General features: G+C 56.7%; 16 protein-coding genes. 10 read left to right on the top strand and 6 right to left on the bottom strand.

Annotated elements, in window-relative coordinates; all coding sequences use genetic code 11:
* Positions 1 to 16 precede the first annotated feature (16 nt).
* The gene (preA, locus tag AC2FHX_RS04885) at positions 17 to 1321 is read left to right on the top strand and encodes an NAD-dependent dihydropyrimidine dehydrogenase subunit PreA (protein ID WP_142634390.1); all 1305 of its coding nucleotides are present in this window, start codon (positions 17 to 19) and stop codon (positions 1319 to 1321) included.
* A 253-nt stretch (positions 1322 to 1574) separates the two neighbouring features.
* Here the strand turns inward: preA and AC2FHX_RS04880 are convergent, their stop codons facing one another.
* The gene (locus AC2FHX_RS04880; RefSeq protein WP_142634388.1) at positions 1575 to 2183 is read right to left on the bottom strand and encodes a TetR family transcriptional regulator C-terminal domain-containing protein; all 609 of its coding nucleotides are present in this window, start codon (positions 2181 to 2183) and stop codon (positions 1575 to 1577) included.
* Between the two features lie 169 nt (positions 2184 to 2352).
* Here AC2FHX_RS04880 and AC2FHX_RS04875 point away from each other — a divergent pair, with 169 nt between their 5' ends.
* The 9 genes from AC2FHX_RS04875 (at position 2353) to AC2FHX_RS04835 (ending at position 11244) form a co-directional block, all read left to right on the top strand.
* Positions 2353 to 3603, top strand: a complete 1251-nt coding sequence (locus tag AC2FHX_RS04875; RefSeq protein WP_496700120.1) for a Zn-dependent hydrolase — start codon at positions 2353 to 2355, stop codon at positions 3601 to 3603.
* A gap of 92 nt (positions 3604 to 3695) precedes the next feature.
* Entirely contained in the window at positions 3696 to 5150 is a 1455-nt protein-coding gene (gene hydA / locus AC2FHX_RS04870; protein WP_281972255.1) for a dihydropyrimidinase, read from the top strand.
* Between the two features lie 54 nt (positions 5151 to 5204).
* On the top strand, positions 5205 to 5999 hold the full coding sequence (locus tag AC2FHX_RS04865) for an ABC transporter ATP-binding protein (protein WP_271946553.1): 795 nt from the start codon (positions 5205 to 5207) through the stop codon (positions 5997 to 5999).
* A complete protein-coding gene (locus tag AC2FHX_RS04860; protein ID WP_496700123.1) occupies positions 5992 to 6924 on the top strand; it encodes an ABC transporter permease in 933 nt (310 codons plus the stop codon). The genes AC2FHX_RS04865 and AC2FHX_RS04860 overlap by 8 nt, the downstream gene beginning before the upstream one ends.
* Positions 6921 to 7766 carry an ABC transporter permease gene (locus tag AC2FHX_RS04855; protein ID WP_496700125.1) on the top strand — a complete coding sequence of 282 codons (846 nt, stop codon included), beginning with the start codon at positions 6921 to 6923 and terminating at the stop codon, positions 7764 to 7766. Before AC2FHX_RS04860 ends, AC2FHX_RS04855 begins: the two co-directional genes overlap by 4 nt.
* A 60-nt stretch (positions 7767 to 7826) precedes the next feature.
* Positions 7827 to 8816, top strand: coding sequence for an ABC transporter substrate-binding protein (locus tag AC2FHX_RS04850; RefSeq protein WP_271946556.1), 990 nt, complete (start codon positions 7827 to 7829; stop codon positions 8814 to 8816).
* 153 nt (positions 8817 to 8969) lie between these two features.
* Complete coding sequence (locus AC2FHX_RS04845; protein WP_281994749.1) at positions 8970 to 9683, top strand: ABC transporter permease; 714 nt, start codon at positions 8970 to 8972, stop codon at positions 9681 to 9683.
* A complete protein-coding gene (locus AC2FHX_RS04840) occupies positions 9676 to 10410 on the top strand; it encodes an ATP-binding cassette domain-containing protein (RefSeq protein WP_496700126.1) in 735 nt (244 codons plus the stop codon). Before AC2FHX_RS04845 ends, AC2FHX_RS04840 begins: the two co-directional genes overlap by 8 nt.
* Before the next feature lie 18 nt (positions 10411 to 10428).
* Positions 10429 to 11244 carry an ABC transporter substrate-binding protein gene (locus AC2FHX_RS04835; RefSeq protein ID WP_281972250.1) on the top strand — a complete coding sequence of 272 codons (816 nt, stop codon included), beginning with the start codon at positions 10429 to 10431 and terminating at the stop codon, positions 11242 to 11244.
* A gap of 2 nt (positions 11245 to 11246) precedes the next feature.
* On the opposite strand, the gene AC2FHX_RS04830 is transcribed toward AC2FHX_RS04835, so the two are convergent.
* From AC2FHX_RS04830 to fdh3B, 5 genes are all read right to left on the bottom strand, one after another.
* Positions 11247 to 12119, bottom strand: coding sequence for a substrate-binding domain-containing protein (locus AC2FHX_RS04830; protein ID WP_281972249.1), 873 nt, complete (start codon positions 12117 to 12119; stop codon positions 11247 to 11249).
* On the bottom strand, positions 12120 to 12245 hold the full coding sequence (locus AC2FHX_RS04825) for a hypothetical protein (RefSeq protein WP_281972248.1): 126 nt from the start codon (positions 12243 to 12245) through the stop codon (positions 12120 to 12122).
* 13 nt (positions 12246 to 12258) lie between these two features.
* The gene (locus AC2FHX_RS04820; RefSeq protein WP_496700128.1) at positions 12259 to 13521 is read right to left on the bottom strand and encodes a c-type cytochrome; all 1263 of its coding nucleotides are present in this window, start codon (positions 13519 to 13521) and stop codon (positions 12259 to 12261) included.
* Positions 13522 to 14703, bottom strand: a complete 1182-nt coding sequence (locus AC2FHX_RS04815; protein ID WP_496700130.1) for a formate dehydrogenase subunit gamma — start codon at positions 14701 to 14703, stop codon at positions 13522 to 13524.
* A gap of 121 nt (positions 14704 to 14824) precedes the next feature.
* Positions 14825 to 15418, bottom strand: coding sequence for a formate dehydrogenase FDH3 subunit beta (gene fdh3B / locus AC2FHX_RS04810; protein WP_085821701.1), 594 nt, complete (start codon positions 15416 to 15418; stop codon positions 14825 to 14827).
* Positions 15419 to 15423: the final 5 nt, after the last annotated feature.

Below are 15423 nucleotides of genomic sequence, written 5' to 3'. Positions count from 1 at the left end.
CAGGGAGGCCGGATAAATGGCTGATTTGAAATCGAACTTTCTGGGAATTGAAAGCCCCAACCCATATTGGCTGGCATCTGCGCCGCCGACGGACAAGGAATATAACGTCCGCCGTGCCTTTGAGGCCGGATGGGGGGGGGTCGTGTGGAAAACACTCGGGTCCGAAGGTCCACCGGTCGTCAATGTTAATGGCCCCCGGTATGGGGCGATCTACGGCGCAGACCGTCGGTTGTTGGGTCTGAACAACATCGAGCTGATTACAGACCGCCCATTAGAGGTAAACCTTGAAGAAATGGCGCGGGTTAAGGCTGATTATCCAGATCGCGCCCTGATCGCCTCGATCATGGTGCCGTGCGAGGAAGAAGCCTGGAAGGCCATTCTGCCGCGTGTTGCCGAAACCGGTGCCGACGGGATCGAACTGAACTTTGGCTGTCCACACGGGATGAGCGAGCGCGGGATGGGGGCGGCCGTAGGGCAGGTGCCGGAATATATCGAGATGGTGACGCGCTGGTGCAAGAAATACTATGACCGACCGGTCATCGTGAAACTGACGCCGAATATCACTGATATCCGCAAGCCGGCAGAAGCCGCAAAGAATGGTGGTGCGGATGCGGTATCACTGATCAACACGATTAACTCGATTACCAGCGTCAATCTGGATAGCTTCAGCCCTGAACCCTCGATTGACGGCAAAGGCAGCCACGGTGGCTATTGTGGCCCTGCGGTGAAACCGATTGCCCTGTCGATGGTGTCCGAGATTTCGCGTGGACAGGCAACGAACGGAATGCCGATCTCGGGTATTGGCGGTGTGACTACCTGGCGCGATGCAGCAGAGTTTATGGCATTGGGTTGCGGCAATGTTCAGGTCTGCACGGCGGCGATGACCTATGGGTTCAAGATCATTGACGAACTGACGGCGGGCCTGTCGAAATGGATGGATGAAAAAGGGTATCAGGACGTCTCGGAAATTGTCGGTCTTGCGGTTCCGAACGTGACCGACTGGCAATATCTGAACCTGAATTATGTCGCCAAGGCCAAGATTGATCAGGATCAGTGCATCAAGTGTGGTCGTTGCTATGCCGCCTGCGAAGACACCAGCCACCAGGCCATTTCAATGTCCGAAGAGCGCGTGTTCGAGGTTATGGATGACGAATGTGTGGCCTGTAACCTGTGCGTGGATGTGTGTCCGGTCGAGGGATGTATTTCCATGGTGCCGATGGACGCTGGCGAAATCGACCCGCGCACGGGACAGGAAGTGCAGCCCGAATATAGCAACTGGACAACCCATCCCAACAATCCAATGGCGAAAGCCGCCGAGTAGTCTAAGAAAACTCGTCGAATTTTCTTAGAGTAGGATGTCGATGAGGGGGCGTTGTGGCAGTTTGCGACATATTGGGTGGCGGTGCGGATCAGATGATATCCGCGCCTCCTTACTTCGTCTTGGACCGCCTCATGCCCCACTTCTCGCTCTACCCACCCAACGAAAGCCTTACCACGGCACCCGTGTGTGGACAGGGAAGAAAAGAGTAGCGTCATCCTAGGCTCAGGGTGAGCGGGTTCCGGCTAACGAAAACCTAAGGCGCCAGCAATTTGCGGTAGAGCGTGTCGATGAACGGTTCAGCACCTTCATATGGGTCTTCGTCGCCAAGAATGGCCCGAACCTGGACATCGAAATCCGCATAATGCTGTGTCAAAGCCCAGATGGAGAAAATAAGGTGGTAGGGATGGAGGCGCGCGATTTTACCCTGTTCCATCCAGGCCGTAAGGATTGCGGTCTTCTCATCCATCAAAGTTTTGAGATCATTGGACAATGCATCGTGTATGCGTGGCGCACCCTGGACCAGTTCATTGGCAAACAGACGGCTTTCGCGCGGAAGTTCCCGGCTCATTTGCAGTTTGCGATGGATATAAGCGCGTATCTCTTCCAAAGGGTCCCCGTCGGCGTCGAGATCATGGAGGGGGGCCAGCCAAATCTCGAGAAGGCCAGATAGAAGGGCCGTGTGAATCGCTTCTTTTGAGGGGAAATAATACAGAAGATTCGGCTTGCTCAACCCGGCCTCGGCAGCAATCTGGTCGACGGTGGCACCGCGGAAACCGTAGGCAGAAAACACGTTCAAAGCGGCTTCTAGAATTGCAGCGCGGTTTTTTTTCTGAATTCGTGTTGGTGCGCGGTCTTTGGACATGTCTTTGCCTGTCTGATTTTTGGGCTCGCAAGTGCGGAATATGCCAAAAATTCCCACCGAGCTCTGCTATTTCTTGACTGATGTCGAACCCGTGATAGCGTGAGTTTGACCAGATGGTCAAATCAAGACACCAAAAGCGAGCAAATCGCAAGCAACAGGGAAGACTAGGATGGCAGCTCCGGCGCAGAACCTCAGGATCAATGGCGACAGGTTGTGGGACAGCCTGATGGAGATGGCCAAGATTGGCCCGGGTGTTGCGGGGGGCAATAATCGTCAGACCCTGACGGATGAAGATGCGGCAGGCCGCGCGCTGTTTCAGAAATGGTGCGAAGAGGCCGGGTGCACCATGGGGCTGGACCAAATGGGCAATATGTTTGCGCATCGAGAGGGCACGGACCCCGAGGCATTGCCGGTCTATGTGGGTTCACATCTGGATACGCAGCCGACAGGCGGCAAATACGACGGTGTTCTGGGTGTATTGGGCGGGCTGGAAATCATCCGCACGCTCAATGATTTGGGAATCAAGACCAAACATCCAATCGTTGCGACCAACTGGACGAATGAAGAAGGCACGCGCTATGCACCTGCGATGCTGTCCTCGGGGGTTTTTGCCGGGATGCATACGCAGGATTGGGCTTATGACCGTGAGGATGCCGATGGTAAGAAGTTCGGAGATGAGCTGAGCCGCATTGGCTGGCGCGGTGACGAAGAGGTTGGTGCCCGAAAGATGCACGCCTTTTTTGAGCTGCATATCGAACAGGGCCCCATTCTTGAGGCCGAAGGGAAGGATATCGGCGTTGTCACCCATGGTCAGGGTCTCAGCTGGACCCAGATTACAGTTACCGGAAAGGACGCCCATACCGGGTCTACGCCGATGCCGATGCGCAAGAATGCCGGATTGGCGATGGCGCGTATCCTTGAAAAGGTTGACGAAATTTCTTGGTCCCATGCGCCCCACGCGGTGGGTGCGGCGGGGCATATTGATGTGTTTCCGAATTCGCGTAACGTGATCCCGGGGAAAGTTGTGTTTACTGTCGATCTCCGTTCGCCCGATCTGGACGTGATCACCGATATGGAAAATCGTCTGCGCGTAGCGGCCGAAGATATCGTGGATGAGATGGGCCTACAGATCGAATTCGAGAAGGTCGGCGGATTTGATCCGGTGCAATTTGATGAAGGCTGCGTGGCAGCCGTGCGCGATGCGGCTGAACGGTTGGGTTATTCTCATACAGATATCATTTCGGGCGCCGGTCATGATGCCTGCTGGATCAACCGGGTTGCACCAACAGCGATGGTGATGTGCCCTTGTGTGGATGGGCTAAGCCATAACGAAGCCGAAGAAATCAGCAAGGATTGGGCTGCCGCCGGGGCGGATGTTCTGTTTCATGCGGTCGTAGAGACGGCTGGGATTGTGGAATAGGGGGCTCTGCCCCCGTCGCCCGTCGGGCGACTCCCCCGAGGTATTTGTAGCCAGATGAAGCAAGCGGCGCAGACCGCATCAGGGAGATTGATATGAGCACTGTTATCAAGAACGGGACCGTCGTAACCGCGGATTTGTCTTACCAGGCGGATGTGAGGGTCGAGCATGGGGTGATCACTGAGATTGGGCCGGACCTAAAAGGTGATACGGAACTGGATGCGACAGGCTGCTATGTGATGCCTGGCGGGATCGACCCGCATACGCATTTGGAAATGCCGTTCATGGGCACCTATTCCAGCGATGATTTTGAAAGCGGAACCCGGGCGGCATTGGCTGGAGGAACCACGATGGTGGTTGATTTCGCTCTGCCCAACCCAGGTGAAAGCCTGCTGGATGCGCTCAAGCGCTGGGATAACAAGTCGACACGTGCAAATTGCGACTATTCTTTCCACATGGCGGTGACCTGGTGGGGCGAGCAGGTGTTTGATGACCTCAAGACGGTGATCGAGACACGCGGCATCAACACGTTCAAGCATTTCATGGCCTATAAGGGCGCGTTGATGGTCAATGACGATGAAATGTATGCTTCGTTCAAGCGTCTTGCCGAGCTGGGTGGAACGGCCATGGTGCATGCCGAGAATGGCGATGTTGTTGCCGAGCTCAGCGCCAAGCTGTTGGCCGAAGGCAATACAGGTCCCGAGGCACATGCCTATTCCCGTCCGCCGCAGGTCGAGGGCGAAGCGACCAACCGCGCGATTATGATCGCGGATATGGCCGGAGTGCCGCTGTATGTGGTGCACACTTCGTGCGAAGAGGCGCATGAGGCCATTCGGCGTGCCAAGATGCAGGGCAAGCGGGTGTGGGGGGAACCTTTGATCCAGCATCTGACCTTGGATGAGAGCGAGTATTTCAACCAGGATTGGGACCACGCGGCGCGGCGGGTCATGAGCCCTCCGTTCCGAAACAAGCAGCATCAGGATAGCCTGTGGAACGGATTACAATCTGGTTCGTTGAGTGTCGTGGCCACCGACCATTGCGCCTTTACGACGGATCAGAAACGCTTTGGCGTGGGGGATTTCACCAAGATCCCGAACGGTACCGGAGGGTTGGAAGACCGGATGCCGATGCTGTGGACTCATGGGGTGAACACTGGTCGGCTGACGCCAAATGAATTTGTGGCAGTCACTTCAACAAACATCGCCAAGATATTGAATTGTTATCCAAAAAAGGGCGCAGTTCTTGTAGGTGCCGATGCCGATTTGGTGGTGTGGGATCCTGAGAAAGGCAAGACGATCAGCGCGAAATCGCAGCAATCTTCGATCGACTACAACGTGTTTGAGGGCAAAGAGGTCAAAGGCTTGCCGCGCTTTACTCTGACCCGTGGGCAGGTTGCAGTGCATGACGGAGAGATCAGGACTCAGGAAGGCCATGGCCAATTTGTTGAACGCGAGGCCAATACAACCGTCAACAAGGCGCTGAGTACTTGGAAAGAGCTGACAGCTCCGCGACCGGTGGTACGCACGGGTATTCCAGCAACCGGTGTATGACAGAATATGTGGCAGATATCACGTCTTATTACGGTTTAAGTTCAAGGGGATGGAATGAATATTGAAACCGCTGCACCGCCTGTAATCGAGGCGCGGCAACTGGATCTGACCTTTCAGACCAATGACGGGCCGGTCCACGCTCTGAAGGATGTGAACCTGACCATCGAAAAGGGAGAATTCGTCAGCTTCATCGGGCCCTCCGGCTGTGGTAAGACCACCTTTTTGCGGTGCATCGCTGCGTTGGAAACACCGACTGGCGGGACATTGACCGTCAACGGTATGACTCCGGATGAGGCGCGGCGGAAACGGGCCTATGGCTATGTATTTCAGGCCGCGGGTCTGTACCCTTGGCGCACCATTTCCAAGAACATCAAGCTCCCGCTTGAAATCATGGGGTTTACAGCTGCCGAGCAGGAAGAACGCGTAAACAAGGTTTTGGAACTTGTTGATCTTGAGGGGTTTGGTGGAAAGTTTCCCTGGCAGTTGTCGGGTGGAATGCAGCAACGGGCCAGCATCGCACGGGCGTTGGCCTTTGATGCGGATATCCTGCTTATGGACGAACCTTTTGGCGCGTTGGATGAGATTGTCCGCGATCACCTGAACGAGCAGCTTCTGGCACTTTGGGCGCGGACTGAAAAGACCATTGGGTTTGTCACCCATTCCATCCCTGAGGCCGTCTATCTGAGCACCAAGATCGTTGTAATGAGCCCTCGGCCCGGACGGATCACTGACGTGATCGACAGTCCGTTGCCGAAAGAGCGGCCGCTCGATATTCGCGACACGCCGGAATTCATCGAAGTTGCCCATAGGGTGCGAGAAGGGTTGCGCGCGGGGCATTCGGATGAATAGCAGCGGGTTCAAGGCATTCTGGGCTGTATTGACGGTACTGGCCGTCATAGTAGCCTTTTGGTACGCCGCTTGTATTCCGATGAATATCAAAGGTGTTCTGACCGAACAGGAACGGGCCGGCGCCACAGTTCAGCCACCCTCGGCAAAAGATCGTCGCGATCTGTCCGAATTCAGCCTGGTTCTGGACAATAGCTTTGCCATTCCAGCCACGTGGGAACAGGATCGTCCACGGTTGCCCGCTCCGCATCAGGTGGCCGTTGAGATATGGAAGACAACAGTTCAGAAGAAAATCACCTCAAAGCGCTCGCTGGTTTATCACGGCTGGGTGACGCTGAGTGCGACGATACTGGGTTTTGCCATTGGCACCGGTCTGGGAATTCTGCTGGCTGTTGGGATCGTACATAGCCGGGTCATGGACCTGTCGGTCATGCCCTGGGCGATAGTCAGCCAGACCATCCCGATCATCGCTCTGGCCCCGATGATCATTGTGGTCCTATATTCCGTTGGCGTGCAGGGGATTATCCCCAAGGCGGTCATATCGGTCTATCTCAGCTTTTTTCCTGTCGTGGTCGGCATGGTCAAAGGTTTGCGCAGCCCTGATGCGATGCAACTGGATTTGCTGCGTACCTATAGCGCGAGCCACGCGCAGGGGTTCTGGAAACTGCGTTTGCCGGCCTCGATGCCGTATCTGTTCACATCGCTGAAGATAGGCATTGCGGCTTCATTGGTAGGGGCCATCGTGGGGGAATTGCCCACCGGGGCAGTCGCGGGGCTGGGCGCGCGCCTGCTGGCAGGCAGCTATTATGGTCAGACCGTGCAAATCTGGTCGGCCCTGTTTGCGGCGGCGATTCTGGCGGCCTGTCTTGTGGGGCTTCTGGGGCTGATTGAAAAGTCGGTCCTGAAACGGATGGGGATTGCGCAATGATACCAATTCTGGGCGCACTCGGTGTGTGGCTGTTGGGATGGTGGATGAACAGCCGCTTGGCCAGCGGGCCCTATGCTGATACGCGGATGGTCCGGTTTCTGGCTCCGCTGATCTTTGGTCTGACTATCATCATCATCTGGGAGCTTTTGGTGCGCGGCCTTGAGGTGTCTTTGGTCATTCTGCCCGCTCCATCGGTTATCTGGATTCGGTTCTGGGACAGTTTGCCCACGCTTTGGATGGATTTCGTGCAAACCATCATCAAGGGCGCGCTGAGCGGTTACATCATCGGCTGTGGAGCCGCCTTCCTGATGGCGATTGCAGTGGACCGGTGGGATTTTCTGCGCCTTGGGCTTTTGCCCGTGGGCAACTTCGTGGCCGCTCTGCCGATTGTTGGCACCGCGCCGATTCTGGTCATGTGGTTCGGGTTCGACTGGCACTCCAAAGCGGCGGTGGTTGTCGTGATGGTCTTTTTCCCAATGCTGGTGAACACCGTCGCCGGGCTGCGCGAGGCGACAGCAATGCAGCGCGACCTGATGGAGACTTATGCCGCCACGTATTGGCAGAGCTTTCTGAAGCTGCGCTTGCCTGCCGCGATGCCATTTGTTTTCAATGGTCTCAAGATATCCACCACCCTTGCATTGATCGGCGCTATCGTGGCCGAGTTCTTTGGCTCACCGACGCTTGGCATGGGGTTTCGGATATCAACCAGCGTGGGGCAGCTCTCATTGGATATGGTCTGGGCCGAGATCGTAGTGGCGGCTTTGGCCGGGACATCATTTTATGGTCTGGTGGCCATGATCGAAAAGGCGGTGACCTTCTGGCACCCGTCGCAACGCGGATAAGAATTCAACAGACCCCAAAAATGAAAAATGGGGCGCCAACTGAAACTAGGAGATGTGAAGATGAAAAAGATACTCAGCGGGGCGGTTGCCGCCTTTAGCCTGGCCGCCAGTGCAGCCTGGTCAGCGGATGAGGTGACATTGCAGTTGAAATGGGTCACGCAAGCTCAGTTCGCAGGTTATTACGTGGCCAAAGACAAAGGGTTCTACGAAGAAGAAGGTCTTGATGTCACCATTCTGCCAGGCGGCCCGGACATAGCGCCGACACAGGTCATTGCCGGTGGCGGCGCTGACGTGACGGTCGAGTGGATGCCAGCTGCGTTGGCCGCGCGCGAAAAGGGCCTGCCGCTGGTGAATATTGCCCAGCCTTTCAAAAGCTCGGGTATGATGCTGACCTGCTGGAAAGATGCCGGTATTTCCGCACCAGAAGACCTTAAGAACCGGACACTGGGCGTCTGGTTCTTTGGCAACGAATTCCCCTTCATGAGCTGGATGAGCCAGCTGGGCATTGATACCGGTGGCAAGAGCGAAAATGGCGTCGAGGTTTTGAAGCAGGGCTTTAATGTCGACCCGCTGCTGCAGCGTCAGGCTGATTGCATCAGCACCATGACCTATAACGAATACTGGCAGGTCATAGATTCCGGCGTTAGCCCCGACGAACTGGTCACATTCAAATACGAAGATCAGGGCGTCGCGACGCTGGAAGACGGCCTGTACGTTCTTGAAGAGAACCTGAGCGACGCGGCATTTGTCGACAAGATGGAACGTTTCGTGCGGGCGTCGATGAAGGGGTGGAAATATGCCGAAGAGAACCCAGATGAAGCGGCCGATATCGTGCTTGAAAATGACGCGACTGGCGCCCAGACCGAAGCGCATCAGAAACGTATGATGGGTGAGATTGCCAAGCTGACTGCGGGCTCAAACGGATCGCTTGATCCGGCGGATTTTGAGCGCACTGTAGGGACGCTGCTTGCCGGTGGTTCTGATCCCGTTATCACCAAACAACCCGAAGGTGCCTGGACGCATCAGATTTCGGATGCAGCACTGAACTGAGTCAGGTTCACGATGGAATATGGCGCGGTCCCAAACGGGGCCGCGTTTTTTGTTGGAAGCGTCGAAAATGTGACTGCACTTGTATGGCGTTTGTCATAGTAATTACCTGTAAATTATAGCAAACTGTTCAACATGGGTGATATTAGGTAGATAATGCAGGATTTTACAACAGAATTCAGGTCTGCGCTTGCTTTGATCCTTCATTGGGATCCGGAGCTGTGGGCGATTGTTCTGTTGTCCCTGAAAGTCTCTGTTTTTGCCGTTCTGATTTCTGCCGTTATCGGGATGCCCATGGGCGCGGCTTTGGCCGTTGCGCGTTTTCCAGGGCGGCGGATTCTGATCGTCTTGATGAATGCCTTGATGGGCTTGCCCCCGGTTGTGGTAGGTTTGCTGGTCTATCTGATGCTGTCGCGTTCCGGCCCGTTGGGGGTCCTTGAATTGCTCTACACACCGACGGCTATGATTATTGCTCAGGTCGTTCTGGTGACCCCGATCGTTGCCGCACTGACACGTCAAGTGGTCGAAATGCTGGCCGAGGAATATTCCGAGCAACTCCGCTCACTCGGCCTGTCGCGGATGGCATCGATTCCGGTGCTATTGTGGGATGCGCGGCTGTCTCTTGTTACGGCATTGCTGGCGGGGTTTGGCCGTGCGATTGCCGAAGTTGGAGCGGTTATTATCGTTGGCGGCAATATCAACCACGTCACGCGGGTGATGACGACGACGATCGCCCTTGAAACGTCCAAGGGAAATTTGGCGTTGGCGCTTGCGCTTGGGGCCATCCTGATTGCCATAGCCATCGCAGTAAACGCCATGGTCAGCACGCTTAGCCTGCGGGCCGAGAAGGAAGGGTTGCGCCATGCGTGATCTGGTGCCCGAGATGGTGAAATGTCTTTCTGTTCACAGTTTACAGATTTCCCGCAAGGGAAAGACACTGCTTCAAGTGCCAGAGCTATCCCTGATGGGGCTGGGACCAACTTTGATCCTTGGGCCGAACGGAGCGGGCAAGAGCCTGCTTTTGCGCTGTTTGCACGGGCTTATTGTCCCGGATAGCGGCAGGGTTCAGCAGGACGGGACTGCCCTGAATGCGTATCACAAATCACGACAGGCGATGGTGTTTCAAAGACCGGTTCTGTTGCGCCGGTCGGTGTCAGCCAATCTTGATTTTGTGCTAAAGCGTCAGGGCATGTCCCGTGCAACTCGCAAATCCCGGATCGACGAATTGCTGGCCGAAGGTGGGCTAGAGGGTAAGGCGCGCCAGTCCGCCAGATCGCTGTCCGGGGGCGAAGCGCAACGGCTGGCCATCCTGCGCGCGCTGGCGCTGGACCCGGAAACTTTGTTCCTGGACGAACCAACCAGTTCGCTTGATCCCGGTGCTACGCAGATGATCGAACGGATGATCTTGCGCGCTTCGAACCGAGGGGTTCGCATTGTCATGGTATCCCACGATATCGGTCAGGCACGCCGTCTGGCAGCGGATATCGTCATGATGCAGGCCGGACACGTGGTCGAACACGGTGCTGCCAAACAAGTTCTGGATGCCCCGACAAGTGACGCCGCGCGCCGGTTTGTTGCCGGTGGTCTGGTAACCTAATCAGAATATGGAGTTCAAATGATCCGCAAATTCGTCGGGGCTGCAGTAATAGCGCTTGGCCTGAACACTACAGCCGCATTGGCCGAAACGCCATTTATTGTAGTCCAATCAACCACGTCGACTCAGAATTCGGGCTTGTTCGACCATATCCTGCCAGGCTTTGAAGCCGAAAGCGGGATTGATGTCCGCGTGGTGGCTGTTGGTACAGGGCAGGCGATCCGCAATGCGATCAACGGTGACGGGGACGTCTTGCTGGTTCACGCCAAACCTGCCGAGGAGAAATTTGTGGCTGACGGTTGGGGCGTTGAGCGGTCGGACGTGATGTACAATGATTTCGTCCTTGTGGGGCCAAAATCCGATCCCGCCAAAGTGAAAGGGGGAACTGACATTATCGCGGCGCTGACCGCCGTGGCTAAGGCCAAGGCGCCCTTCGCCTCACGCGGGGATGACAGCGGGACGCATAAGGCGGAGCTGGGCCATTGGGCCTCGTCCGGTATCGACCCGACCGACGCTTCGGGCACTTGGTACCGGGAAACTGGATCCGGGATGGGGGCGACACTGAACGTGGCTAGTGGGATGGGTGCCTATGCGCTGACGGATCGGGCGACCTGGCAGAGCTTTGGCAACAAGGGAAACCTAGAGGTCATGGTTGAGGGCGATCCACTCCTGTTCAATCAATATGGGATTATTCTTGTGAACCCTGACAAGCATCCCAAAGTGCGGGCGGCCTCGGGGCAGCGCTTTATTGACTGGTTGACCGGGCCCGAAGGGCAGGCGGCCATCGCATCTTACACGCTGGACGGCCAGCAGCTGTTCTTTCCCAACGCCCAATAGGGTCAGCCGCTGGCTCCATTGTGATGGATGGTTCCCAGATCCGACAAGTCATACCCGCCGAATTCTTCTGCCCGGGTGGCAAAGCGGTCGGATTGCACAAAGCCGAGCAACCGAAGCATCGGGCCATCGAAATAGGCGCGCCTCCAGATGGCAAGGTCCAGGCGTTCGGTATGGGTCGGGGCAAAGCCCAGATTGTACAGCCCCGCAAGCGCACCCAGGCCGAATCCGGCATCGGCTTTGCTGTCATGCAGGGCTATGGCCAGCTCTTCTTCGGTACGTGCGCAGGTCGGCAGGGTATCCAGATCGTCTCGGTTCAGGCCGTGCGCCTGCAGTTGCGTGTCGAACAACCGTTGACTGGCGGCACTGTCCTGACGAAGAAGAATGCGACGGCCCCTGAGGTCAGAAAAGTCCGATATCCCAGTCACACCGGGGGCCATCAGTAGCCCACGCTGGCGTTTTGCTAGTTCGAACAGAATGACGGGTGCCTCTCCCAGATGGTCCTGCAGAGATTGCGTGTTGAATCCGTCTGTCTCGTGGATATGCAGCGCCGCAGCCTGCGCTGATCGTTCTTTCAGACGATTCAAGCCGTCAAATGAGCCGTCATAATAAGTTGCCAGGCCCGACCCGCTTTCCCGCAGAGCCCAATCCAACAGCGGATCATGACTGCCCGCCACGATCGGCGGCAGCGACGGTTCTGCGACCTGCGGTCCGCTACGTGATGCGTTCAGCCAGGCAATGACTTCAGCCCTTGGAAACAAGAGTTTGCCCATGGCACGGACACAGGGGACCTCGCCGGATGAGGCAAGGTCATAGGCTTTACGCTCGCCAATGCGCAGCAGGTCCGCCAGTTCTTTGGTGGTCAGGTATTCTGACATTCAGTCGAGGCGCACGGCCGAACCCGCGCTGGCATTCGCCGCGCTGAATCCGAATTGACCTAAGGCAAATGGCGCAGCGACGGCAATTACAGCCATCGTGGCAACTGCGGCTATAAAGGCTTTCATATTTACCTCCGGTTCAGTTTTCCGGTGCCGTGACGCGGCGCAGAAAGGCGATCAAATCTTTGCGGTCATCCGCTTGTGTAATCCGTTGCATGGGCATCTTCGATCCCGGAATGTAATGGTCTGGTCCTTGGTCGAAAAGGGCATTTATCGTCTCGTCATTCCAAATGATATCAGAGTCTTGCAGCGTGTCCGAGTAGAAATATCCCGGTAAGCTGCCCGCCCGGCGACCAAACACACCAGAGAGCGTAGGTCCAGCACGTCTGTGCCCGTCCGCCGTCAGGCTGTGACAGATCGAGCATTTGCGCACGAATTGGCGTTCGCCATTATTCATCTGGTCAGGGTTCTTCAGAAAACTTGGTTCAGTCGCGGCCATCCGTTGTTGATCATTTAGGTCAGATACCGGCCAGCTATACATCGCCTCATCTATACCACCTGCATAGATGTTTTTACCATCGGTTGAGAAGGCCAGCGCCCAGACCGGGCCGCGGAGTGTGGCCCGGAAATCCTGCGCGATGCGCCAGTCGATGGTATCGACCAACATGATATGACCCTCACCATCCCCCACCGCCAGCAGGCGGCGGTCCGGGCTGAGAGCCAGCGCAAGGATTGGACGGCGGTCCAGGGTGAAATCATGCTCGTCGCCTGTAGTCAGATCACGAATGCGCGTGACGCCATCGACGGCCCCATAGGCAATCCAGTTTTCATGGGGATTCAGGACCAGTTCGTTGATGCCGAACCCGTTATCAACCAATCGCAGTTTTTCCTGACCGGTTGCGACATCCCAAAGACGAACCGCCCCATCAACCCCGCCGGTATACAGCGCATCTCCGTTTGGTGTGAACACAACAGCATTCACACCGCTGCCTGTGGGCCCCAATATCCTTGGCTCTGACCCGTCAAGCGGCCAAACCCCTATCGTGCCGTCCCAACTGGCAGTGGCGATGTAAGAGTTTGAAACAGCAATATCGACGATCTTGCCCTTGTGCCGCCCGAGGATTTGGCCATCCGGCCACCGGCGCAGGGTAAAGTCGTCACCAGCGGAATAGATCGCTGTGTCGCCAAAGGCGACGCTATTCACGGCAGCCTCGTGCCCTTCAAGCCATTGCGGCGTGCGGTCTGACCACAGGCCGACGGAGTTGTCGAAGCTGGCCGTCGCAATCCGGCCGTCCGGCGCGGAGGCAATCCCCATGATCGGACCGCCATGACCTTTCAGCGTGAAGAACTCGGCCAAAGCGGGCAGGGGGGTCAACACCAGTGCAAGGATTAGACCGCGCATCTATTCCGCAGGCGAGGCCACTGCCTTATTGGCCTCTTTTTCCTGGACCTCCTCCAGCCAAAGCGAGTGGTGCTCACGCGCCCATTGTTCCTCGACCTCGCCGGTGCCCATCGCGTCGAAAGCGCCCTCCATGCCAACCGAGCCCAGGTAGATATGCGCGATGATGATGGCGATGAAGACATAGGCGACCATCACGTGCCAAACCTGAGCATATTGCATCTCTTCTTGGGGGGACATCTGCACCGGAAGGTTCATACCCAACATCTGCGGGATGCCGGTGGCATTTGCGATTGAGAAGGTCTTAGCAAACAGCGGCATCTCAAACGGGAACAGCAGAGACAGGCCAGACAGGCTGATCGATATGCCCAGCAGGATACAGGCCCAGAAGATGATCTTTTGACCCGCGTTGAATTTTTTGGCCGGAGGATGGCTGCCTTTCGTGAACAACCCGCCGCCGGCGGCCAGCCATTTCAGGTCGGTGCGGTTGGGGATGTTGTGGGCGATCCAGTTCACAGTGACCATGATCAAACCCAGCATGAAGGCCCAGGCGAGGTTGTTATGCAGCCATTTGCAGCCCTGCGCTATGGCTGCAAAACCTTCTTTCCCGAAGATCGGGATCAGAAAGTCTCGACCATAAAGGGTCAGCAAACCGGTCAGGCCAAGGATAAGGAAAGAGCCCGCGAACAGCCAATGTCCGAACCGCTCAAAGCCTGAGAAACGCGTAACCGTGCGTCCCGTCTTTTCACCATCAATGCGGATTTTACCCCGGACCAAGAAGAACAGCAGCAGGATGCCAAGCATCCCGGCCAGAATATACGTGCCGTAATCGCGCAACGGGCCTGTTCGGAAATTCAACCACCACATGCCTCCGTCCTGTATCAAGACGCTGGCGGCGGGGCCATTCGACGAAACGGTCACATCTGCCGAGCCATAGCGCAAAGCGCGATAGACGTCGCTGTCAGATGCTACGCCGCGTGTGCCCAACTGGCCCAACAGGCCTTCGGCATTGCCCTGGCCGGTGTTATCCGAGCGATATGTGGTGTCCACGTCTTCACCTCGCTGCCGGGCCAAGATATCCTCGAGCGTGGTCGCACCACCCGTCGAATTGCGATCCGGAGCATCCTGAGCAAGGGCAGGAACAGTCAAAACAATGAGACAGAACAGAAGTCGCAGGAAAGTCATATGAACCTCGTGACGCGGTCATTGGCGTAGGCCCTTTTCCGGGCGGGCAGAGATTTTTCGTCGAAAAATCTTAGTGGTCCCCGGCACACGGTTTGCGCGCCGGGGAAGGTTTGGCCAAGGATCAGCCGTCTTTTTGGTCGTAGGCTGTGCCCCACCCCCAGGCGCCAGACCCGAAACCGCGCGCCACGACGCGTTCGCGATAGATGGCCGATACCACGTCGCCGTCACCGGCAAGCAGGGCCTTGGTGGAACACATCTCGGCGCAGATGGGCAGTTTGCCTTCTGCGATCCGGTTGCGACCGTATTTGGCGAACTCTGCGGTCGAGTGCGTTTCCTCGGGGCCACCGGCGCAGAAGGTACATTTGTCCATCTTGCCGCGTGATCCGAAGTTGCCTGCCTGTGGGTATTGCGGCGCGCCGAACGGGCACGCATAGAAGCAATAGCCGCAGCCAATGCACAGGTCCTTGGAGTGCAGGACGACCCCTTCTTCGTTCTGATAGAAGCAGTCAACCGGGCACACCGCCATACAGGGCGCATCCGAACAATGCATACAGGCAACCGAGATCGAGCGTTCGCCCGGGTCGCCGTCATTGATCGTCACCACTCTGCGGCGGTTGATGCCCCAAGGCACCTCGTGCTCGTTCTTACACGCGGTTACGCAGGCGTTGCATTCGATGCAGCGTTCAGCGTCGCAGAGAAACTTTGCTCTAGCCATTGTCG

The sequence above is a fragment of the Ruegeria sp. CDSC042 genome (genome assembly GCF_059610745.1).
Note: the sequence above shows the minus strand (reverse complement) of the source record. Positions and strands in the feature narration are given on the sequence as shown.

What these genes read in the sequence shown, in the direction of transcription:
- preA (WP_142634390.1), top strand. Translation starts at nt 17, where the DNA reads ATGGCTGATTTGAAATCGAACTTTCTGGGAATTGAAAGCCCCAACCCA.
- AC2FHX_RS04830 (WP_281972249.1), bottom strand. Translation starts at nt 12,119, where the DNA reads ATGTCAGAATACCTGACCACCAAAGAACTGGCGGACCTGCTGCGCATT.
- AC2FHX_RS04840 (WP_496700126.1), top strand. Translation starts at nt 9,676, where the DNA reads ATGCGTGATCTGGTGCCCGAGATGGTGAAATGTCTTTCTGTTCACAGT.
- AC2FHX_RS04850 (WP_271946556.1), top strand. Translation starts at nt 7,827, where the DNA reads ATGAAAAAGATACTCAGCGGGGCGGTTGCCGCCTTTAGCCTGGCCGCC.
- AC2FHX_RS04855 (WP_496700125.1), top strand. Translation starts at nt 6,921, where the DNA reads ATGATACCAATTCTGGGCGCACTCGGTGTGTGGCTGTTGGGATGGTGG.
- AC2FHX_RS04825 (WP_281972248.1), bottom strand. Translation starts at nt 12,245, where the DNA reads ATGAAAGCCTTTATAGCCGCAGTTGCCACGATGGCTGTAATTGCCGTC.
- hydA (WP_281972255.1), top strand. Translation starts at nt 3,696, where the DNA reads ATGAGCACTGTTATCAAGAACGGGACCGTCGTAACCGCGGATTTGTCT.
- AC2FHX_RS04880 (WP_142634388.1), bottom strand. Translation starts at nt 2,183, where the DNA reads ATGTCCAAAGACCGCGCACCAACACGAATTCAGAAAAAAAACCGCGCT.
- AC2FHX_RS04860 (WP_496700123.1), top strand. Translation starts at nt 5,992, where the DNA reads ATGAATAGCAGCGGGTTCAAGGCATTCTGGGCTGTATTGACGGTACTG.
- AC2FHX_RS04815 (WP_496700130.1), bottom strand. Translation starts at nt 14,703, where the DNA reads ATGACTTTCCTGCGACTTCTGTTCTGTCTCATTGTTTTGACTGTTCCT.
- AC2FHX_RS04865 (WP_271946553.1), top strand. Translation starts at nt 5,205, where the DNA reads ATGAATATTGAAACCGCTGCACCGCCTGTAATCGAGGCGCGGCAACTG.
- fdh3B (WP_085821701.1), bottom strand. Translation starts at nt 15,418, where the DNA reads ATGGCTAGAGCAAAGTTTCTCTGCGACGCTGAACGCTGCATCGAATGC.
- AC2FHX_RS04845 (WP_281994749.1), top strand. Translation starts at nt 8,970, where the DNA reads ATGCAGGATTTTACAACAGAATTCAGGTCTGCGCTTGCTTTGATCCTT.
- AC2FHX_RS04875 (WP_496700120.1), top strand. Translation starts at nt 2,353, where the DNA reads ATGGCAGCTCCGGCGCAGAACCTCAGGATCAATGGCGACAGGTTGTGG.
- AC2FHX_RS04820 (WP_496700128.1), bottom strand. Translation starts at nt 13,521, where the DNA reads ATGCGCGGTCTAATCCTTGCACTGGTGTTGACCCCCCTGCCCGCTTTG.
- AC2FHX_RS04835 (WP_281972250.1), top strand. Translation starts at nt 10,429, where the DNA reads ATGATCCGCAAATTCGTCGGGGCTGCAGTAATAGCGCTTGGCCTGAAC.